The organism is Alicyclobacillus hesperidum subsp. aegles (assembly GCF_027923525.1).
Taxonomy (GTDB): domain Bacteria; phylum Bacillota; class Bacilli; order Alicyclobacillales; family Alicyclobacillaceae; genus Alicyclobacillus; species Alicyclobacillus aegles.
In genome coordinates this window covers 1-19,706 of record NZ_BSBJ01000072.1, presented here as the reverse complement: position 1 = coordinate 19,706, position 19,706 = coordinate 1, and the positions used below count along the sequence as shown (strand labels likewise).

The window sequence follows — 19,706 nt, the reverse complement described above, 5'->3', positions numbered from 1 at the left end:
AACCACAAGCGCAGACGATGTACATTACTCGGCAGGAGCGGCTTCGGCTTCAGATGCAGCACCGGCTCCGCCATTCTTCTCGGCAACCTGCGAGACCACGTACGCAAGATTGCGCATTGGTGCTTGCAAAACGCTGAGCAACATCGAGAGCAAGCCTTCACGGGAAGGCAATTTCGCAATCTCTGCGAGCTCCGCACCCGAGACGATCCGCCCTTCGACGACGCCACCCTTGAGTTCCAACGCTTTGTGTTCACGCGCGAACTCGTGCAAAATCTTTGCAGGCGTCACAGCATCCTCGTAACCAAATGCAATGGCCGTCGGGCCAGAGAGGAACTCATCTAACCCTTCGAGATTTACCTGCTTCGCGGCACGACTGGTCATCGTGTTCTTAATGACCGCATATTCAACACCAGCAGCGCGCAAGCGCGTCCGGAGCTCTGTGTCTTCAGCGACATTCAAACCACGGTAATCCGCAAGCACCACGCTCTTGCTGCGCTCGAGGCGTTCCGCGACACTCTGAACCAACTGTTCTTTTTCTGCGCGTACAGCCAAACCATCCACCTCCTCCAACGGATACACGAAAGGCGCCTCGACAGCACGAGGCGCCCATCAGCCACAAAGGCTATCTGCAACACCTCGGCAGGCAACTTTAACCTCGGCATTATCCAAGGACCTGCTGTCTACGGTCGTATTTCGCTTGTTTACAATGCTTTATTCGCCAGCTACCGCACGTTGTGTATTGACGCGAATACCAGGCCCCATCGTCGATGAAATCGTGATGCCGCGCACATATACACCCTTGGCACCCGAAGGCTTCGCCTTAATCAAGGCACCAATCAACGCACGGAAATTGCCAGCCAATTGGTCAACCTCGAAGGAAGCTTTACCAATCGGACAGTGAATAATCCCAGCCTTGTCCAGACGATATTCAATCTTACCGGCTTTGATCTCGTTAACAGCGCGAGCAACCTCAAAGGTTACCGTACCAGTTTTCGGGTTTGGCATCAAACCACGCGGACCAAGGATACGACCCAACCGGCTGACCGACGCCATCATATCAGGCGTTGCCACAACAACATCAAAGTCGAACCAACCTTGTGAAACCCTCTGGATTAAATCCTCGTCACCCACATAATCAGCGCCGGCTTCCGTGGCTTCGCGGGCCTTATCGCCCTTCGCAAAAACCAAGACGCGAGCCGTTTTACCAGTACCGTGCGGAAGAACGACCGCACCGCGCACCTGCTGATCCTGCTTCTTCGGGTCCACACCCAGACGGACAGCGACTTCCACCGTTTCGTCAAACTTCGCCTTCGCCGTTTGTTTCACCAACGAGAAAGCTTCGTCGACTTCGTACAATTTATCGCGCTCCACGAGCTTCGCCAACTCTTGGGCACGCTTGCTCAACTTCGCCATCGTTTCACCTCCATGTGGTATTCGGTTTTACAACCTCCCACGATCCGCCGCCAATCAGTCGGTAATCGTGATGCCCATGCTGCGAGCCGTACCTTCGACCATCCGCATCGCCGCTTCAATCGACGAAGCGTTTAAGTCGGGCATCTTCTGCTCGGCAATCTCGCGCACCTTGTCACGAGTCAATGTCGCAACCTTATTGCGGTTGGGTTCAGCCGAACCAGATTCGATACCGGCAGCCTTTTTCAGCAGGACAGCAGCTGGCGGAGTCTTGAGGTCAAACGTGTACGAACGATCTTCGTAGACGTACAGCACCACCGGGATGATCAGACCGACCTGATCTGCAGTGCGCGCATTGAACTCCTTACAAAACCCCATGATGTTGCCAACTTGCGCTTGACCAAGCGCAGGACCTACCGGCGGCGCAGGTGTTGCTTTCCCGGCTGGAATTTGCAATTTCACAACCTTGATAACCTTTTTCGGCAACACAGCCACCTCCTTCACTTCAGAATGTGGTGTTTCGGGCAAAGCCCTCCCACTTGAAACCATCTATACGGCTCGCACAGCGAGCCACAGAAAGTGGATGGCGAACCACCCAACTTGCTGCCCATGTCATGTTAGGTGCTCAACTTGCGTATAATCGACCTCGAGCGGTGTTTCCCGCCCAAACATCGATACCAGCACCTTTAACTTCTGGTGTTCGGGCTCAACCTCTTCGACGGTACCCACCATATCGGCAAATGGCCCTTCAACAAGGCGCACAACTTCACCGACGTCAAACGAGACAGTTGGACGCGGTTGATTGACGCCCATCGACTTCAGAATTGCCTGCACTTCATGCGGCATAAGCGGAACAGGCTTCGAACCAGCGCCAGTCGACCCGACAAACCCAGTTACACCCGGCGTATTGCGAACAACATACCAAGAGTCATCTGTCATGATCATCTCGACCAAGACGTAACCCGGATACGTCTTGCGCTGCACCACGCGCTTTTTGCCATTCTTGATCTCAAGCTCTTCTTCCGTCGGTACGAGAATCGTAAAAATGCGATCCTCCATACCCATCGTCTGCACGCGGCTCTCCAAGTTGCTTTTGACCTTGTTTTCGTAGCCGGAGTACGTGTGGATGACGTACCAGTTCTTTTCGAGGTTTTCCATCAGCACAGGCCGTAGGCCCGGACACCCCCAAGACGCCTTAATCTACACCGATTACCGACATCAGGCGCGCAACGCCGATGTCGAATCCCCATATCAACAACCCCAGAATGGCGCATACCAAAAGCGAGGCAGTCGTATATACGACGACGTCACGGCGTTTAGGCCAGCGGACGCGCCGCAATTCGCGAAACGATTCCGCAAAAAAGGCGATAAAACCGGATCTCTTTTGCTCGTTCACTTCCACCAACGTATCGTTTGGCTTTGCCACGTTCGGATGCTCCTTCTATCGCCGTTCGCTCAGCCGCAGGAATTAGCGGGTTTCACGGTGCGTCGTGTGCGAATTGCAGGTCGGACAATACTTCTTAAGCTCGATCCGGTCTGGATCATTCTTCTTGTTCTTCATCGTGGTGTAGTTTCTCTGTTTGCAATCTGTGCAAGCAAGGGTGATAATTTCGCGCATCCCAAGCACCTCCCCGAACAGCGAAACGAATTGGCGACACAAAAACAGAAGAACCCCCGAAACCGGGGACTCATACCTGCATCACATTAGCATATGACATTGCGAACCGTCAAGTATTTCTCAAGTTTGCGTTTGACACGTTGTAGTGCGTTGTCAATCGATTTGACATGTCTCGCCAAGTCAACAGCAATTTCCTGATACGATCTCCCATCCAGGTAAAGCATCAGGACCTTTCTTTCTAAATCACTCAACAACTCTGACATCTTATCTTCAATATCGTCAAACTCTTCCTGGTTTATAATCAATTCTTCCGGATCCGCTACTCTTACCGTACAAATCACGTCGAGCAGAGTTCTATCTGAATCCTCGTCGTAAATCGGCTTGTCAAGCGAGACATAAGAATTGAGAGGAATGTGCTTTTGCCTCGTTGCAGTTTTAATAGCGGTAATAATTTGGCGCGTGATACACAGTTCAGCGAACGCCTTGAAAGAGGAAAGCTTGTCCCCGCGAAAGTCGCGGATGGACTTGTACAGCCCAATCATACCTTCCTGAACAATATCCTCACGATCCGCGCCAATTAAAAAGTAGGATCTCGCCTTTGCCCGCACAAAGTTTTTGTATTTCTGGATAAGATACTCGAGCGCGTCGGTGTCACCTTGACGAACCGCTTCTACCAGTTCTTCGTCGGTTTGCTCTTCGTATAGCGTTACATCGGCGTCCAACTGTGTCGGCTGTGTCGACAAACTGTATCACCCCGAGCCTCGTGAATGACGCCATTATACATTATGTAATCTACGAGAAGCAATTGTGATAGAGCAGAAAAATATGCATTCTGACGGCGATCTTCAGCCTTCGTCACTATGTTCTTCGCCATTTGTCGAGCTGCTTCGCCACATCCGTGCGCAAGGTATCCGCGAGTGTATGTCGCAATTTGCCGTTTTCCTGCTGCGTCTGTCGAATGATATAATCTTGCATTCTATCGATCCGCCGCAGCAACTCGTTGGCCGAGATACGCAAGGCTCCTCCGCCGAAGGAGACTTGCTGCTCCGCCGCGTCGGATGTCGCGACTGTAATCTCGCGGTAGTCGTCGCGCATGTCGTAGACCAAGCGTTCGATTCGAGCATCGGCCGTCTCACCTGTGTCTGTGTATACGATGCGAATGCCGCTGCGCTCCTCAAGCGCCCCTAACCCTTCTCGCTGATGGGCGTCATAGACCAAGACCACATCCTCGTCGTAGATGGCGCGGTACTGGCTCAGCAAATCTTCCATATCCCGCCGGGCTTGCTCAAGATCGACAATTTGTGCCAGGGCCCTGCCCGCCCGCCGCGCGATGACGTTGTATCCATCGACAATCAGACAGCGCTGCCCTTTCCGCTTACGTGCGCTGACGGACGACTTCATACAGCATGACCCCCGCCGCGACCGATGCGTTTAGACTTTGCACCTGTCCAAGAATCGGGATCGAGACAAGAAAGTCACACGTTTCGCGGACCAACCGATGCATACCTTCACCTTCCGAACCAATGACCACGACCGTGGGGCCCGAATAATCCACACTTGTCAGACTGGTCTTGGCCTCCACGTCGGTCCCGACCACCCAATAGCCACGCTCCTTCAATTCCTTCAGCGCCTGAACGAGGTTCGCAACACGCGCGACGGGTAAATACTCGAGCGCACCAGCTGCCGCCTTGGCCACCGTCTCCGTCAGTGGGCTCGCCCGATGTTTGCTGATCACAACGCCTTGACTGCCCGCCGCCTCGGCAGTACGGACAATGGCGCCTAGGTTGTGGGGATCCGTTACCCCGTCGATGACCACGACCAATGGCGCATGGCCCGTGTTGCGCGTGACGACCGTGTCGAGATCGACATACGCGTACGGGGCGACATATGCCGCAACACCTTGGTGATGATCGCCCGCCATGGCATCGAGGCGCGATCGCGGAACAAATTGCACGAGCACCCCCTGCTCGCGCGCCCGTGCCACAACATGTTGTAGTCCTTCCGTACCTTCCGCAATCAGCACCTTGTTCACTGGACGGCCTTCTGCCAAGGCCGTCGCTACAGGGTGACGCCCTTTAATCAGCGCTGTCCCTGCTTCCACATGTTCCGATCCGCTCCGGGGTGGCTGTTGCATGCGCCGTCCCTTGCTGCGATTCATCGGCATACACTCCCTCACCGTTCGATCTCGTCCAAATACGCCAGCGCCAAGGCTGCCAACTCGTGTAGCCGCTCAATTTGGTCCGTCGCATGTAAATAGCCAATCAAAGCTTCAAAGCCGGTGCTGTAGCGATAGACGAGGACATCGACATTGCGCCTGACGTGCGCCGACTTCTGATTTCGCCCACGCCGGACCATCTCCAGTTCTGCCTCATTCAGCACGGGTTCCAGCATCTTCAGGGCCTCAGCCTGTGCCGCGGCGGCGACGTAGCGAGTGCAGCGCAGATGCAAATCGCGTGGTTTGCGGACGCCTGCATTAAGGCAGTGATTGCGCGCATAAATTTCCCAGATTGCATCCCCGATGAACGCCAGTCCAAGCGGCGAAATATCCTCGGCTCGCCACAACTGTTTCATGACTCAAAGCTCCAACGCGTCCCCTGAGGCGTATCTTCAAGAATAATGCCACGGTGCTTTAAGATATCCCGAATCTCGTCGGCTCTGGCAAAATCGCGGCGGGCCCGCGCAGACTGTCGCTCCTCAATCAGCGCCTCCACCTCAGCCTCGAGCTGTGCCGCATGCTGTTCTGGAATCCCAAGGACATCAAGCAATTCTACAATCACGTTGCGGTAAGCTTCCAAATCCGCCATTGTCAATCGCTCGGACTCGAGTCGCGTGTTGATCAGGCGCACGCCGTCGAAAATCGCAGAAATGGCATCGGCTGTATTAAAATCGTCATCCATCGCCGCCACAAAGGCTGTGCGGATCTCGGCACAATCACCTGTCGCGGTTGCCCCGGGCAGCGCCCCGGTAACGGGTACCACGTCAGCGCGTTCGGACAGCGCAGCAAGATGGTGATCGATACTACGAAGTAGGCGATCGATCCGCCCCAACCCCTGCTCAGCCTGGGTTAAGGCTTCTTCCGTATAATTGAGCGGATGCCTATAGTGAGCGCTGAGTAGAAAAAAGCGTACACTGCGACCGTCGCGGCGAGCCAACAAGTCCCGCGTCATGATGAAGTTTCCTGTCGACTTCGACATCTTCTCACCATTGATATTCAATGTGCCATTATGCAACCAGTAGCGCGCGAACACCTTGCCTGAGTGAGCCTCACTCTGCGCGATCTCGTTTTCGTGATGCGGAAAAATCAAATCACGACCGCCGGCGTGAATGTCAATTTGTTCGCCAAGATACAACAAATTCATAACCGAGCACTCGATGTGCCATCCTGGGCGCCCAACACCCCAAGGGCTCTGCCAAAACTCTTCACCGGGCTTCGCCGCCTTCCATAAGGCGAAGTCGGTTGGGTCGTCTTTTTCGTCTTGAATATCGATCCGGTAGCCAGCGCGCATGTCGTCCGGGGACTGATGCGATAGCTTCCCGTATTCCGGAAACGACGAGGTATCAAAGTAAACGCTGCCGTTCCGCTCGTAGGCGTGACCATCTCGAATCAAATCTTCAATAAACCGGATGATCTCCGGTATGCATTCCGTCACCCGTGGGTGTACCGTTGCCGGCCTGATAAACAGCGCCTCTGCATCCGCAAAGTAGTCCGCGATATTCTGTTTTGCCAGTTCACGCGGATTTACACCGAGTTCATTGGCACGCTGAATGATGCGGTCGTCGACGTCAGTGAAGTTCTGCACAAACCGAACGTCGTAACCTCGATACTCCAGATATCGGCGAATGGTGTCAAAGGCGACGAACATGCGAGCATTGCCCAGGTGAAAATAGTGATAGACGGTTGGTCCACAGGCGTAGAATCTCACCTTACCAGGCTCGATGGTCTGCAGTGGTTCCTTTTCCCCGCTCATGCTGTTGTAAAGAACGATACTCAATCTCGTCCACCCTTTCCCAACCGATTCCTAACCAGCAAGTGCTGCGCTCAACCTCTCGATGACAACCTTCTGCGACAATAGCGCAATCGTCTTTTGAAGATCCGGGCCATGAAGTTGCCCCGTCAAGGCCGCCCGGACAGGCATAAACAACTGCCGCCCTTTAACACCAAGATCCGCTTGCACACGTTTGAACCGCTCGCGACTCGCCTCTGCGGTCCATGCTTCGCCAGCCTCACGGCAGTGCGCCAAGTACGCCTCAACGACCGATCGCGCAGTTGGATCCCGCAACAATACAATGGCGTCGTCCTCCCACTCGACCTGCCGCGTGAAAAACGTCTTGCTCATCTCAATAAAATCATGTGCACAGCGCATCCCATCTTGATATAGCGACACAACCTCCTCCAACCACGTGTCATCGGCATGTGCAGGAAGCCCAATGCCTGCTCGATCCAACTGTTCCCGAACCATGCGTGCGGCTTGTGCGACGGGCAGGGCCTTAAAATACTGATTCGCCATCCAGTTTAGCTTTTCGACATCAAAGACAGCCCCCGACTTCCCAACGCGATCGAGATCAAACAGCCGACAAAGCTCATCGACTGTAAACAACTCCTGCTCGCCGCCAGGAGACCAACCGAGCAAAGCAAGGAAGTTGATGAATGCCTCAGGCAGATACCCTAGCGATTGATACGTCGCAATAGGCAGCACATTCGGATCCCGCTTGCTCAACTTTTTGCGTTGCTCGTCAAGGACGATGGGCAGATGAGCGAATGCAGGCGGAGTTGCGCCAAAGGCTTCATAAACAAGCAACTGCCGCGGCGTGTTGGATAAGTGCTCTTCTGCACGAATGACATGTGTGATGTGCATCTCAATATCGTCGATGACTACCTGGAAATTGTACGTGGGAATACCGTTCGACTTCACAATGACAAAGTCGCCGATATCATCCGACTGGAATGACACGTCACCGCGAATCAAGTCGTGTACCACCAGTTCGCGACCAGGTTCCACGATGAAGCGAATGCTGTAGGGTTCGCCGCTGGCCATTCTCGACTCGCGCAGGGCCTCGGGTAAATGGCGGCAGCGCCCACTGTAGCGCGGGATCCTCCCTTCCCGTTCCGCTTGATTGCGCTCTGCTGCGAGATCGTCATCCGTACAAAAACATGGGTAAGCCTTGCCTTCCCGGAGTAACCGATCGATGTACTGGCGATAGATGTCAAGCCGCTCCATACAGCGATACGGGGTATAGGGACCGCCGACGTCGAAACCTTCGTCCCACTTGATCCCGAGCCAGCGGAACCCATCGAGAAATTGAATGTCCGCCCCCTCTACATTTCGATTTGTGTCCGTGTCCTCAAGACGCAAGATAAATTGGCCGCCGTGATGGCGCGCAAACAAAAAGTTAAACAGCGCTGTGCGTACGCTGCCGATATGTAAATGTCCCGTGGGACTTGGCGCAAAGCGCACCCGTACAGTCATCTTGCCACCTCCCTGATAGATTCATCAGCCTTGACCAGCAAAGCGACGGCTTGAGCTGCGATACCTTCCCCTCGCCCGACGAATCCAAGTTTCTCGGTCGTTGTCGCTTTGATTGATACCTGTCCGGGATCGACCCCACAGACGCGTGCAATGTTTTCCCGCATGGCAGGCACGTGAGGTAACAGCTTGGGTTTCTCCGCCAAAACCATGACGTCAACGTTGCCCAGACCATAGCCTTCCTTCGCGATGAGTGCGACTACGTGCGCCATCAACTCCATGCTATCCGCACCGCGATACGTCTCATCGCCAGGCGGAAAATGGGCACCGATATCACCCAGCGCGAGCGCGCCCAACATCGCGTCCATAACCGCATGCGCAATCACGTCCGCATCCGAGTGCCCAACCAGGCCAAAAGGCGCCTCGATATGCACGCCCCCAAGCACCAAAGGCCGATCTGAACCGATGGGATGCACGTCATATCCGAATCCGATTCGCATGGTCTTCCAGACTCCCCCACAACCGATTTGCCAGCCACTCCGCATATGCAAGATCCGCTGGCGTCGTCACTTTCCCGTTATAACTGTTCGATTCGACAGCCGCAACCGGAATGCCAAGCGCCTCCATGAGCGAGCTGTCATCCGTAGGCGATGCCAGGGGTAAATCCCCAAAGTACGCCTGCTGAATCCAATCTCCGCGGATGGCCTGTGGAGTTTCCGCCAAAAACAGCTTGTCCCGCGAGATGGTACGTTCCACGTGCTGCCCTTCCACCCACTTTACCGTATCTCGGCACGGTTTGCCGAGTACCGCTCCACCATGCTCGGCCGCAGCTGTGTAGACGCGAACCACATCTTCAGCTTGTACGAACGGGCGCGCGCCATCGTGTACCGCAGCGACGGTTTCACGAATGTAAAAGCCCGTCTCGCTTACCATGGCCAATAGCGCACGCATGCCTGCCGTCACGGATTCGTGGCGCGTCGCGCCCCCCTGTACAAAAGAAATACGATCATCACAGCCATAGACAGCCCATTCTTCACGCATGCGTGTCACATCAGCTTCTCCTGTAACGACAACCACGCGCTCCGCACCGCCAGCCAGCATAGCTTCTGCGGAGCGTAACCACATAGGCCTTCCCGCGAGATCGAGAAACTGCTTCTTAAAACCCATGCGCCGGCCTTCGCCCGCGGCGACGACAATTGCAAGATACATGTTTGCCTCCTACCTTTCCATCCTGGAATACCATGTCCAAGCATGGAAAAGCCGAGGAGCACCGACTTTCGTCAGGTACCCCTCGCCTTTTCGAACTGCGTGCTGTGCAATTTAGGCTTGATCTCATCACAAAGCCTTCTCTAGTAATTTCGGTTTAGCAAAAATCATTCGACCCGCCGACGTCTGCAAAACACTCGTTACCAAAACGGTCACCCTGCCGCCAATGTATTCACGACCGCCTTCGATGACAATCATCGTACCATCATCTAAATACGCCACACCTTGATTGTATTCCTTGCCGTCTTTAATCACCTGTACGTGCAATTCTTCGCCGGGCAACACGACAGGTTTCAGCGCATTCGCAAGATCATTGATATTGAGCACGGGTACACCCTGCAATTCACAGACCTTATTCAAGTTAAAATCGTTTGTCATCACCTTACCGTGCATTTGCTTTGCAAGCCGCACCAGTTTGGAGTCCACTTCCTGTATATCGTCGAAGTCGATCTCGACGATTTGAACTGTCGCTTTGGACTCCTTCTGAATTCGATTCAGCACATCGAGGCCACGGCGCCCTCGATTGCGTTTGAGCACGTCTGACGAATCTGCAATATGTTGCAGCTCCTCAAGCACAAACGAGGCAATAATCAACGTGCCGTCGACGAAGCCCGTATCCACCAAATCAGCGATTCGGCCATCGATGATGACCGATGTATCGAGCAGTTTGGCGTCGCCCGGGCGCAATGCTCCCTTTTTATCTCGGGCTTCACCGCGTTCTTTCAGTGACAAACGTCCGGAAAACAAATTGAAGAGTTCTTCTCGCTTGGTAAAACCAATGCGCAATCCCAGATACGCAAAAAAGACCGCCACGAAAAACTGAACGGCCACCCCAACCACCGGGATGGAACGAATTTCAGGAGAAAACAGGTAAGCCACAACGAGACCAATCACCATCCCGATGGTTCCACCGAGAATGTCGGCGAGCGGTGCACTTTTCAAACGTTCCTCCAGCCAGCGCAAAAGCGCCGAAACGTAGCCTGCCAAGGAAATGGTCGCAACCAAGAGTAGCGCCCCGCCAATGGCGGCGCCAAACCAATTTGACGTCAGCAGCGAGTGATGAAGATGAAATACGTGAATGAATAAGTCCGGGCAAAGCTGATAACCTAGAACGACTCCCAATACGATAAAAAACAGATGGACGACCTTCTTCATCATGGCGGCGTCACCTCCTACCGTTAGTATGCACTTCCTTTATCCAAGCCTAATCAAAATTGATGAAAAACGATGGAAAGTATAATGAAAAAACACAAGTAGCCTTGCAAATATTGGGGTGCTAGTTCCAGTGTACCATTGCCCCGACAGCTCGTCAAAAGCCGATTCAGGGGCGCTGCGTCCCACAGTTATCGAAGTATGCACATTAATCTTTAGACCTCGTCGCCATATCTGTTGGCGTCGAACGTCGTCTTGCGGTCAGTAGCCTATATCGGATGGAACGCATAACACCATACAATGCGTAAAGGCCGAGAATTCCGAACGCCAGCCAATCGGTGCGCACGATGTGACACCTGATCAATACGAAAATAGTCATGGCAAACACGGGCACAAGCACAAACACCGACTTAGGATACGACACCCGTTTAAAATTCGGGTAGCGTACGGAACTGACCATTAATAGCGACAAAATGAACAGGCCCGCCGGTAGGATCACCTGTGCTGGATGGAGAACAGGTTTCATCAAGGCCATGGTCGCAAGCACGCCACCGGCAGCGGTAATGGGAAGACCAACGAAGTAGTTGCGTACCTTCGTTTGCGTGTTGAAACGCGCTAAGCGTAAGGCACCACAAATCGGAAATAACACAGCCAGCAAGTCTCCCAGCAAACCTAACTGTCGCAATTGCACCTGGTACATGACCACGACGGGTGCAACACCAAACGTGACCATATCCGACAAGGAATCAAGTTGCTTACCAAACTCACTTTCGGCGTGGAGCAAGCGCGCGGCTCTTCCATCGAGACCGTCGAGCAACATGCCCAAGACAACAAGAAGTGCCGCTTCGTCCAATCGCCCATGTAAAGCAACTAACGCAGCGGCGACACCGACCACGAGATTGAACAACGTCAACGCGTTTGGAATCGCGCGAATGAACAACCGAAGACGCCTCCCATGATGTCAAATCTGCCGTTCAATCAGAACTTGTTCCTGTATGCGGCTGAGTCCGTTGCGGATCATCCGCGCCCGAACCGGCCCCACCCCCTCCACTTTGTCGAGATCGGCAATACTGGCTTTCAATATGTTAGAAAGGACGCCGAAATGCTCAACAAGGTTCTCAATAACTGGTTGTGGAAGCCTGCTAATTTTGTTCAACACGCGATAGCCGCGCGATGAAACGGTCTCCTCTAGTTGATTTGCGCTTGGTGAATACCCGAGTGCACGTGCCATGAGACTGCCATCGAGTAGCTCTTCAGCCGACATGCTGTGGATTTGCGACATAATTTGATGCGGTGTATGCGTCGATTCAGGACTTACAAAGTCTTTAAGAAGGAGGTATGCCTGCTCGTCGAGATTGGCTACCAACTCCTCAAGCTGCATGCTGACGAGACGCCCCTCGCTGCCCAACTCAATAATGTAGCGCCGAATTTCAGCCGTCACACGCAATACTGTTTCGAATCGTTGTAACACCGTCGTCACTTCGTCCAGCGTTACGGCCTCTTCGAATTCCAGTGCAGTGAGGTCCGTCAGCTCTTGCTCTAATACCGTCTTATATTTTTCCAGGGTCTGCAACGCTTGATTTGCTTTGGTCAAGATGACGCCAATGTCGCGCAAGACATATTTGAAGTTGCCTTGATACAGGGTTATCACATTTCTACGCTGGGATATGCAGATGACCAGATGCCCGCTCTGCCGGGCGACGCGTTCAGCCGTTCGATGGCGCGTACCCGTCTCCGAGGTTGGTATGGTGTGATCCGGATTCAGATTTGTATTGGCATAATGAACCCGCCGGGCGTCCTCACTGATGATAATCGCACCGTCCATCTTGGCCAACTCGTAGAGATGAGAAGGCGTCAATTCGCACTGAATGGAGAACCCTCCGTCCATGATCGACAGGACTGTGTCCGATGCACCGACGACAATTAACCCCCCCGTCTTGGCTCGAAGAATGTTCTCAATCCCCTCGCGCAACACGGTCCCAGGTGCCACCATACGGAGAATTTTATTAATTGCCGCTTCTCGTTTCGCGTCTTCTTTCACAATGTCACCTCAAAAGGCCTTCTGTATTGCGTCTTGAACTGATTGGACCGGAACAACCTCGAGACCGGCAACTGAATCGGTCATCGTCTGCGCCGCGGGTACAAAACAGCGCTCGAACCCGAGCTTACGCGCCTCGCGAAGTCGTTCCGAAAGCCTCGTCACAGCTCTTACTTCTGCCGTCAACCCGATCTCGCCAATATACAGGTCGCCATGTGCCAGCGGCCTATCGCGATGACTTGACACAAGTGCGAGGGCGATGCCGAGATCGACCGCCGGTTCGTCGACCCGAACGCCGCCGGCGACGTTGACATATGCATCCGATGCCCCGACTTGCAGGCCAAGCCGCCGCTCCAATACGGCGAGTAACATATTCACACGCTGCAGATCTGCCCCTGTCGTCATGCGCCGTGGTGTACCGAAACTGGTAGGTGCCACTAATGCCTGCACTTCAAGCAACAAGGGACGCCTGCCCTCCATCGCTGCGACCACGGCGGATCCGGGTGCCATGACCCGCCTCTCCGACAAAAACAACAAAGAGGGATTTGCGACTTCGCGCAAGCCATCGTCCCGCATTTCGAAAACCGCCAACTCATTCGTCGAACCGAACCGATTCTTCACAGCGCGCAATACTCTATACATATGATGGCGCTCGCCTTCAAAGTATAAAACGGCATCGACCATGTGCTCCAACATGCGCGGCCCAGCGATGGCACCGTCTTTGGTGACGTGGCCAACAATGAACGTGGCGATATTCTGCGACTTTGCAAAGCGCAACAAAACCCCGGTACATTCGCGCACCTGCGCAACGCTACCAGGAGCCGATGTCAATCCCGGCCGAAAGACAGTTTGAATCGAGTCGACAATTAAAAAATCAGGACGCAACTGTCCCGCAGCTTCGATGGCGAGATCAAGATCCGTTTCTGCTAGCACAAAGAGATCATCGTGCACCGTTCCCAATCGTTCGGCCCGCAGCCGAATTTGCGTGGCGCTTTCCTCGCCTGATATATACAAAACCCGTCTACCGGAGCGCGCGATGGCATGTGACACCTGAAGCAGCAACGTCGACTTGCCAATGCCCGGGTCACCACCAATGAGGACAAGCGATCCCGGTACAACACCACCGCCAAGGACATAATCACATTCCTGAACGCCCGTCTGAAAGCGCCGTTCCCCTTGTGCTGGAATCGATAAAATAGGTAACGCCTGACTGCGCGTGAGACTTCCCGTCACCCGATGCGGGGACGATGTAGTGACTTCCTCGATAAGCGTATTCCATTCGCCGCACCCGGGACAGCGCCCCATCCATTTGACCTCGACATGTCCGCAGGACTGACACACGTACTGTGTTTTCGTCTTCGGCAATACCTTCCCGCCTTCCTCTTCCTCATCACACATGATACAGAACTCTGGCGATTCGTCCATGGCGGACAGGAGATGATCCAACACAATCATTGTTCACACGAAAGCAGCCGCCCACATGCCCCAATAGAGCCGGGCGGCTGCTTTCATTCAGCCTGCTGCCTGTTACACGCCTACAGGATGCTGATTGACCTGTTCGATGCGCAGGTGATCGCCATCGAGGCCCAACACGACGCTGTCGCCTTTCTTAATTTGGCCGGACAATAAGGCCTCCGATAGCCGGTCCTCGATATGGCGGACAATCGCCCGTTGCAATGGGCGTGCGCCATACTGCGGATCGAAGCCTTCCTTGGACAAGAATTTCTTTGCTTCGTCTGTCAGCGTAAATTCGATCTCTTGTTCCTTCAAGCGACGCTGGAGGTTATGCACCATCATGTCGACAATCCTGCCGATATGGTCTTCATCCAGTGAGTGGAAGACGATGATTTCGTCAATGCGATTGAGAAACTCAGGGCGAAACGTCTTCTTCAAGTCTTGCATGACCTTGTCTTTCATATCGAGGTAGCGGCTGCTTTCGTCGCGCTTGAAACCCACACTTCCACCTTTGCGCAACTCCTCAGCTCCGACGTTCGACGTCATGATGATGACCGTGTTGCGAAAATCGACCGTCCTACCTTTACCATCGGTCAACCGCCCATCATCCAGCACTTGTAGCAAGATGTTAAATACCTCTGGATGTGCCTTTTCGATCTCGTCGAGCAACACGACCGAATAGGGCTTACGGCGTACCTTTTCCGTGAGTTGCCCGCCCTCCTCATAGCCGACATATCCCGGAGGAGAACCTACGAGACGGGACGTCGTGTGGCGCTCCATAAACTCGGACATGTCGATGCGAATAAGAGCATCTTCATCGCCAAACATCGATTCGGCCAAGGCACGTGCCAATTCCGTCTTACCAACGCCGGTTGGACCGAGGAAAATGAAAGAGCCAATCGGACGCTTCGGATCCTTCAAGCCGGCCCGCGCCCTCCTGATGGCACGCGATACGGCTTGCACCGCCTCATCTTGACCAATCACGCGCTCGTGCAAAAGTTGTTCCATATGCAACAGCCGCTCCGATTCCTCTTGCGCCAACTGCTTCACCGGTATCCCCGTCCAAGCCGCCACCACATGCGCGATGTCATCCGCCGTAACCCGGACATCATCGTGTTGCTGCGTCTGCTGCCAGCGTTCCTTCAATTGTTCAAGCTCCTGCTTAATCTTTTGCTCCTGATCGCGCAGGCTGGCCGCTTGTTCGAACTCCTGACTTTGCACGGCAGCATCTTTCTCACTGCGAACCTTTTCTAACTTCTGCTCGAGTTCCTTGAGATTCGGCGGTGCAGTGTGCGTCCGCAAACGCACGCGCGAACCTGCCTCATCAATCAGATCGATGGCCTTATCTGGCAAGAAGCGATCCGAAATGTACCGATCCGACATCCGCACAGCGGCTTCCAAAGCCTCATCGGTAATTTTTACGCGATGATGGGCCTCATAGCGATCGCGCAACCCACGAAGAATCTCCAAGGCCTCTTCTGGAGACGGTTGATCGACCGTGATCGGCTGAAAGCGGCGTTCGAGTGCTGCGTCCTTTTCAATGTGTTTGCGGTACTCATCTAACGTGGTTGCGCCAATGCACTGAAGTTCCCCGCGAGCTAATGCTGGCTTCAGGATATTGGATGCATCGATTGCGCCCTCAGCGCCACCCGCACCAATTAACGTGTGCAACTCGTCGATAAACAAAATGATGTTACCCGCCTGCCGAATTTCATCCATGATTTTCTTTAGGCGATCTTCAAATTCGCCACGATACTTCGTTCCCGCGACGACTGTCCCCATATCGAGCACCATCACGCGCTTGTTGCGCAGCGTCTCCGGAATGTCTCCGGCCACAATACGCTGTGCCAGACCCTCGGCGATAGCCGTCTTACCGACGCCAGGTTCGCCAATCAGGACAGGATTGTTTTTTGTACGCCGAGACAACACTTGAATCACGCGCTCGATCTCGTTGGCGCGTCCAATTACCGGATCGAGCTTGCCATCACGCGCCATCTGTGTTAAGTCGCGTGCGAGGCTGTCGAGTGTCGGAGTACCTACTGAGCTGTCCTTATCGCCTGCGAGATCGACCGCGTCACCACCAAGGAGTTGCAGTACCTGTTGGCGGGCTTTGTTCAAGCTGACGTTCATGTTGGCCAAAACCCGCGCCGCAACCCCTTCACCCTCGCGGATAAGGCCGAGCAGAATGTGCTCAGTGCCGACATAAGAATGGTTGAGCTTGCGAGCCTCATCAATGGACAGCTCAATCACCTTTTTGGCGCGGGGCGTGTAGGTCATCGCGCTGACTTGACCCTGACCTTTGCCGATGATCCGCTCGACTTCCTGTTGCACTTTATCTGCTTGAACGCCCAACATTTGCAAAGCGCGCGCAGCGATACCCTCACCTTCGCGGACAAGACCAAGCAGAATATGTTCAGTGCCCACTCCTGGATGACTCAGTCTTGTCGCTTCTTCTTGTGCCAAGGCCAACACTCTTTGCGCTCGCTCCGTAAATCTTGCGTACATTATCGATGCACCTCCGAGTCGTCCAAACGTAACCTTTCGCGAATCAGCGCCGCCCTGCGAATGTCTCGTTCTGTCGCCGCAAGTTCACGATGATAATATTTTTGTAAAAAGGCCGGCTGTGTCATGACCATCAACTCTTTTAAAATGCCGGCAGACACGCCTTGAATAATGCCCAGATCAATGCCCAAGCGAACATCCGACAAGCGCTCCATGGTCTCCTTCGTGTCGATGCGACGGGCGTATGCCAGAATGCCAAACGAGCGGCTAACTCTGTCTTCGAGCTGTGTACGATTCCTGGCTAACAACGCCTTTCTCGCATTGCGCTCATGTTCAATCAGTTGATAAACGACACTCTGCAAATTGGCAACAATCTCTTCTTCAGTCTCGCCGAGCGTAATTTGGTTTGATACCTGGTACAGATTCCCGTATGATTCGGAACCTTCCCCATAGATCCCTCGTACTGCCAAACCGACCTGGGACACAGCGGTCAACATGCGGTTGATACTCCCTGTCAACGCCAGTCCAGGCAGATGCATCATCACTGAAGCCCGAATCCCAGTGCCGACATTCGTAGGACACGCTGTCAAATAGCCATATTGGTCGTGGAATGCATATGTGAGATGTTGCTCTAACGCGTCGTCAATGGCACTAGCCATCCGCCAGCCATCGAGCAGTTGCAATCCCGGTAAAATACACTGGATTCGCAAGTGATCTTCTTCGTTCACCATGATGCTCACGAGCTCATCCTCGCGAATCACCATAGCCCCATGCTTTTCTTGCTGTGCTAGGTCGGGACTGATCAAATGCTTCTCGACAAAGACCTGTCGATCCAGCGGCGATAAATCGCGACAGCGAACCATTTCATAGTTCCCGAGTTGTTGCATAACCGGCGACTGTATGGCCTGTTCCATCAACCGCACGATCTCATCCGCATGGCTGTCGGTCTGCAGAATGGGAAATGGGTAACCCTGCAGGTTGCGGGCAACGCGAATGCGGCTCGTGAGTACAATGTCGTCTTCCGGGCCGCCCTCCCGCATCCATTTGCTGACTGCCCTCTGCAAAAAGTCGCTGAGTGACATGCCACTTCCTCCTTATTCCGACGCCTGCTCCAACATGCGAATTTGATCCCGCAACTCAGCGGCCCGTTCAAACTGTTCCTGAGCGACGGCTTGCTGTAATTCACGGCGCAAAGCGTCCAATTGACGCAGTCTCTTAATCTTCGCTCCTGATTTCACGGGTACCTTACCTGTATGACGGTTGCCAGTCTGAATTCTGCGCAGAAGAGGCTCTAGTCTGGCCGCAAAACTATCGTAGCAGTCCGGGCAGCCAAACCTCCCAACCTGGGTGAACTGGTTATAGGTCATTCCGCAGGTTCCACATCGAGGTTGAACCTGGGCCTGCACAGGTGCAAATCCAGGCGATGAATCCATGCTGAGGAGACCGCTTAACAACTTGTTAAAATCGAACGCATTGCCTGCAAGGAATGGGTTCATCACCTCTCCTTGCTCTTTTGCACACACCTCACACAGATGATAGCCTGTCTTTTCACCATTGATGATTTTCGTCACATGAACCGTCGCCGGACGCTCGTGACATCGCTCACACAACACACCCGAACACCTCGTTTCCTCAGTCCCGATGAGCAGCGATCACCTGTAACGCACCATACAATAGCTTGGCTCGCAATTTGTCCCGTAATGGAAGGTCTACAGCAAGAACCTCGCGGCGCAACATATTTTGAAGCATTTGCGCTTCTCGGCGCGTGACCCAACCCTCGCGATACAGCCGCTCGATGAGAGCCTCACCTGTCGCCTGACTGATCTCGTCCCCAAGGGAGCGCAACACTTCCAACACTAAGTGTTCCCGATCCAACTTCACCCGCCGAATTCGGATGTAACCTCCGCCACCTCGTTTGGACTCGACGATATATCCGTGATCGACGGTAAAACGAGTACTGATCACATAGTTAATCTGAGACGGAACGCAATGGAACTGCTCGGCCAATTCACTGCGTTGGATTTCGACCATATCGAAGTCGCTTTCCTCTAAAATACGTTTCAGGTACTGTTCGATGATATCCGAAATGTTATTGCCCATTGGCCGCAACCCCCATTTGTGTGGCAGCACCGCCCTTTAACGTATTTTGACTTTGACTTTTGTTGACCATATTATACAGCAGGGAAGGGCAAATGCAACTTTCATTCGCGTAGTCTGAACAAAATGTGAGGTTGGCATGTGGAGTGTGCTCGTACCAATCATGTCAGGCCGGCCTCATCCTGACCTTTAGATGCACTCGGTCGGGATGAGCTTCTGTTCTCGGGGATGTGGGCGAGGAATGGTGCATATAGCAAAACAGAGCCAGGCATCTTCGCCTGACTCTGTTCTCTCTTGCCTGGCAACGACCTACCTTCCCAGTCCCTCTCGAGACAAGTATTCTCGGCGCTGGAGGTCTTCACGTCCGTGTTCGGGATGGGTACGGGTGTTTCCCCTCCGCTATGGTCACCAGACTTTCATGCTTCGTTTGCTCCTCGCTCACACGGCTTCGGCCTTCGGCCTGCAGATGTGTTCGCTCGGACCAAACTTCGCTTCAGGTTGTCCTTCGTGCAACCTTTGTGCTGACTACGTTTGTCCTGGCACTCACGTGGCTTTGGCTTTCGCCTGCGGGTGTGTTTGCTCAGAACAAACTTCGCTTCAGGTTGTCTTCTGCTATGTACCTTTGCTTCTGCTATGAAATGACCTTGCTTGCGGGTGAAGCCCTCGACCGATTCGTATCTGTCCGCTCCACGTATCACTACGC

22 protein-coding genes and 1 rRNA gene are annotated in these 19,706 nt (G+C 53.8%); all 23 read right to left on the bottom strand.

The annotated features are described in order from the left end of the window. Nucleotides 1–24: 24 nt before the first annotated feature. The 23 genes from rplJ to rrf all read right to left on the bottom strand — a co-directional run bounded on the left by rplJ (nt 25) and on the right by rrf (nt 19,416). A complete protein-coding gene (rplJ, locus tag QMF38_RS13450) occupies nt 25–552 on the bottom strand; it encodes a 50S ribosomal protein L10 (RefSeq protein WP_058095322.1) in 528 nt (175 codons plus the stop codon). Between the two features lie 159 nt (nt 553–711). Further along, on the bottom strand, nt 712–1,413 hold the full coding sequence (gene rplA, locus QMF38_RS13445) for a 50S ribosomal protein L1 (RefSeq protein WP_006445763.1): 702 nt from the start codon (nt 1,411–1,413) through the stop codon (nt 712–714). 54 nt (nt 1,414–1,467) lie between these two features. Then, entirely contained in the window at nt 1,468–1,896 is a 429-nt protein-coding gene (gene rplK / locus QMF38_RS13440; protein ID WP_143027511.1) for a 50S ribosomal protein L11, read from the bottom strand. Between the two features lie 126 nt (nt 1,897–2,022). Further along, complete coding sequence (nusG, locus tag QMF38_RS13435) at nt 2,023–2,568, bottom strand: transcription termination/antitermination protein NusG (RefSeq protein ID WP_040288515.1); 546 nt, start codon at nt 2,566–2,568, stop codon at nt 2,023–2,025. A 37-nt stretch (nt 2,569–2,605) separates the two neighbouring features. Continuing rightward, entirely contained in the window at nt 2,606–2,836 is a 231-nt protein-coding gene (gene secE / locus QMF38_RS13430) for a preprotein translocase subunit SecE (protein ID WP_006445760.1), read from the bottom strand. A gap of 42 nt (nt 2,837–2,878) precedes the next feature. Further along, nucleotides 2,879–3,028 (bottom strand): 50S ribosomal protein L33, encoded by a 150-nt coding sequence (gene rpmG / locus QMF38_RS13425; protein ID WP_040288514.1) that lies wholly within the window; start codon nt 3,026–3,028, stop codon nt 2,879–2,881. A gap of 86 nt (nt 3,029–3,114) precedes the next feature. Further along, nucleotides 3,115–3,771 (bottom strand): RNA polymerase sporulation sigma factor SigH, encoded by a 657-nt coding sequence (gene sigH / locus QMF38_RS13420; RefSeq protein ID WP_006445758.1) that lies wholly within the window; start codon nt 3,769–3,771, stop codon nt 3,115–3,117. A 115-nt stretch (nt 3,772–3,886) separates the two neighbouring features. Further along, on the bottom strand, nt 3,887–4,429 hold the full coding sequence (locus tag QMF38_RS13415) for a YacP-like NYN domain-containing protein (RefSeq protein WP_058095326.1): 543 nt from the start codon (nt 4,427–4,429) through the stop codon (nt 3,887–3,889). Further along, nucleotides 4,404–5,186, bottom strand: a complete 783-nt coding sequence (gene rlmB / locus QMF38_RS13410) for a 23S rRNA (guanosine(2251)-2'-O)-methyltransferase RlmB (protein WP_390854684.1) — start codon at nt 5,184–5,186, stop codon at nt 4,404–4,406. The genes QMF38_RS13415 and rlmB overlap by 26 nt, the downstream gene beginning before the upstream one ends. 14 nt (nt 5,187–5,200) lie before the next feature. Beyond that, complete coding sequence (locus QMF38_RS13405; RefSeq protein WP_058095327.1) at nt 5,201–5,599, bottom strand: Mini-ribonuclease 3; 399 nt, start codon at nt 5,597–5,599, stop codon at nt 5,201–5,203. Next, nucleotides 5,596–6,996: a cysteine--tRNA ligase gene (gene cysS / locus QMF38_RS13400; protein WP_452038984.1), complete on the bottom strand. Its 1,401-nt coding sequence runs from the start codon at nt 6,994–6,996 to the stop codon at nt 5,596–5,598. Before cysS ends, QMF38_RS13405 begins: the two co-directional genes overlap by 4 nt. 51 nt (nt 6,997–7,047) lie before the next feature. Continuing rightward, nucleotides 7,048–8,496, bottom strand: coding sequence for a glutamate--tRNA ligase (gene gltX, locus QMF38_RS13395; RefSeq protein ID WP_006445753.1), 1,449 nt, complete (start codon nt 8,494–8,496; stop codon nt 7,048–7,050). After that, nucleotides 8,493–8,993 carry a 2-C-methyl-D-erythritol 2,4-cyclodiphosphate synthase gene (gene ispF / locus QMF38_RS13390; RefSeq protein WP_006445752.1) on the bottom strand — a complete coding sequence of 167 codons (501 nt, stop codon included), beginning with the start codon at nt 8,991–8,993 and terminating at the stop codon, nt 8,493–8,495. The genes gltX and ispF overlap by 4 nt, the downstream gene beginning before the upstream one ends. Then, nucleotides 8,971–9,702, bottom strand: a complete 732-nt coding sequence (locus QMF38_RS13385) for an IspD/TarI family cytidylyltransferase (RefSeq protein WP_074693292.1) — start codon at nt 9,700–9,702, stop codon at nt 8,971–8,973. Before QMF38_RS13385 ends, ispF begins: the two co-directional genes overlap by 23 nt. Nucleotides 9,703–9,828: 126 nt before the next feature. Further along, nucleotides 9,829–10,917 carry a PIN/TRAM domain-containing protein gene (locus QMF38_RS13380; protein ID WP_074693291.1) on the bottom strand — a complete coding sequence of 363 codons (1,089 nt, stop codon included), beginning with the start codon at nt 10,915–10,917 and terminating at the stop codon, nt 9,829–9,831. 202 nt (nt 10,918–11,119) lie between these two features. Next, complete coding sequence (gene pssA / locus QMF38_RS13375; RefSeq protein ID WP_074693290.1) at nt 11,120–11,851, bottom strand: CDP-diacylglycerol--serine O-phosphatidyltransferase; 732 nt, start codon at nt 11,849–11,851, stop codon at nt 11,120–11,122. Between the two features lie 21 nt (nt 11,852–11,872). Further along, complete coding sequence (gene disA, locus QMF38_RS13370; RefSeq protein WP_006445748.1) at nt 11,873–12,952, bottom strand: DNA integrity scanning diadenylate cyclase DisA; 1,080 nt, start codon at nt 12,950–12,952, stop codon at nt 11,873–11,875. A 9-nt stretch (nt 12,953–12,961) separates the two neighbouring features. Continuing rightward, nucleotides 12,962–14,314 carry a DNA repair protein RadA gene (radA, locus tag QMF38_RS13365; protein ID WP_281759730.1) on the bottom strand — a complete coding sequence of 451 codons (1,353 nt, stop codon included), beginning with the start codon at nt 14,312–14,314 and terminating at the stop codon, nt 12,962–12,964. Between the two features lie 162 nt (nt 14,315–14,476). Then, on the bottom strand, nt 14,477–16,912 hold the full coding sequence (locus tag QMF38_RS13360) for an ATP-dependent Clp protease ATP-binding subunit (protein ID WP_040288508.1): 2,436 nt from the start codon (nt 16,910–16,912) through the stop codon (nt 14,477–14,479). Beyond that, complete coding sequence (locus QMF38_RS13355) at nt 16,909–17,988, bottom strand: protein arginine kinase (protein WP_281759729.1); 1,080 nt, start codon at nt 17,986–17,988, stop codon at nt 16,909–16,911. The genes QMF38_RS13360 and QMF38_RS13355 overlap by 4 nt, the downstream gene beginning before the upstream one ends. Before the next feature lie 12 nt (nt 17,989–18,000). After that, nucleotides 18,001–18,519, bottom strand: a complete 519-nt coding sequence (locus QMF38_RS13350) for a UvrB/UvrC motif-containing protein (protein ID WP_058095337.1) — start codon at nt 18,517–18,519, stop codon at nt 18,001–18,003. 19 nt (nt 18,520–18,538) lie between these two features. Then, a complete protein-coding gene (locus QMF38_RS13345) occupies nt 18,539–19,006 on the bottom strand; it encodes a CtsR family transcriptional regulator (RefSeq protein WP_058095338.1) in 468 nt (155 codons plus the stop codon). 293 nt (nt 19,007–19,299) lie between these two features. Further along, nucleotides 19,300–19,416, bottom strand: a 5S ribosomal RNA gene (rrf, locus tag QMF38_RS13340). Nucleotides 19,417–19,706: the final 290 nt, after the last annotated feature.

Coding starts and splice junctions, on each gene's coding strand:
- rplA (WP_006445763.1), bottom strand. CDS start 1,413: ATGGCGAAGTTGAGCAAGCGTGCCCAAGAGTTGGCGAAGCTCGTGGAG.
- nusG (WP_040288515.1), bottom strand. CDS start 2,568: ATGGAAAACCTCGAAAAGAACTGGTACGTCATCCACACGTACTCCGGC.
- rpmG (WP_040288514.1), bottom strand. CDS start 3,028: ATGCGCGAAATTATCACCCTTGCTTGCACAGATTGCAAACAGAGAAAC.
- QMF38_RS13415 (WP_058095326.1), bottom strand. CDS start 4,429: ATGAAGTCGTCCGTCAGCGCACGTAAGCGGAAAGGGCAGCGCTGTCTG.
- rlmB (WP_390854684.1), bottom strand. CDS start 5,186: ATGAATCGCAGCAAGGGACGGCGCATGCAACAGCCACCCCGGAGCGGA.
- QMF38_RS13405 (WP_058095327.1), bottom strand. CDS start 5,599: ATGAAACAGTTGTGGCGAGCCGAGGATATTTCGCCGCTTGGACTGGCG.
- cysS (WP_452038984.1), bottom strand. CDS start 6,996: ATGAGCGGGGAAAAGGAACCACTGCAGACCATCGAGCCTGGTAAGGTG.
- gltX (WP_006445753.1), bottom strand. CDS start 8,496: ATGACTGTACGGGTGCGCTTTGCGCCAAGTCCCACGGGACATTTACAT.
- ispF (WP_006445752.1), bottom strand. CDS start 8,993: ATGCGAATCGGATTCGGATATGACGTGCATCCCATCGGTTCAGATCGG.
- QMF38_RS13385 (WP_074693292.1), bottom strand. CDS start 9,702: ATGTATCTTGCAATTGTCGTCGCCGCGGGCGAAGGCCGGCGCATGGGT.
- QMF38_RS13380 (WP_074693291.1), bottom strand. CDS start 10,917: ATGATGAAGAAGGTCGTCCATCTGTTTTTTATCGTATTGGGAGTCGTT.
- QMF38_RS13355 (WP_281759729.1), bottom strand. CDS start 17,988: ATGTCACTCAGCGACTTTTTGCAGAGGGCAGTCAGCAAATGGATGCGG.
- QMF38_RS13345 (WP_058095338.1), bottom strand. CDS start 19,006: ATGGGCAATAACATTTCGGATATCATCGAACAGTACCTGAAACGTATT.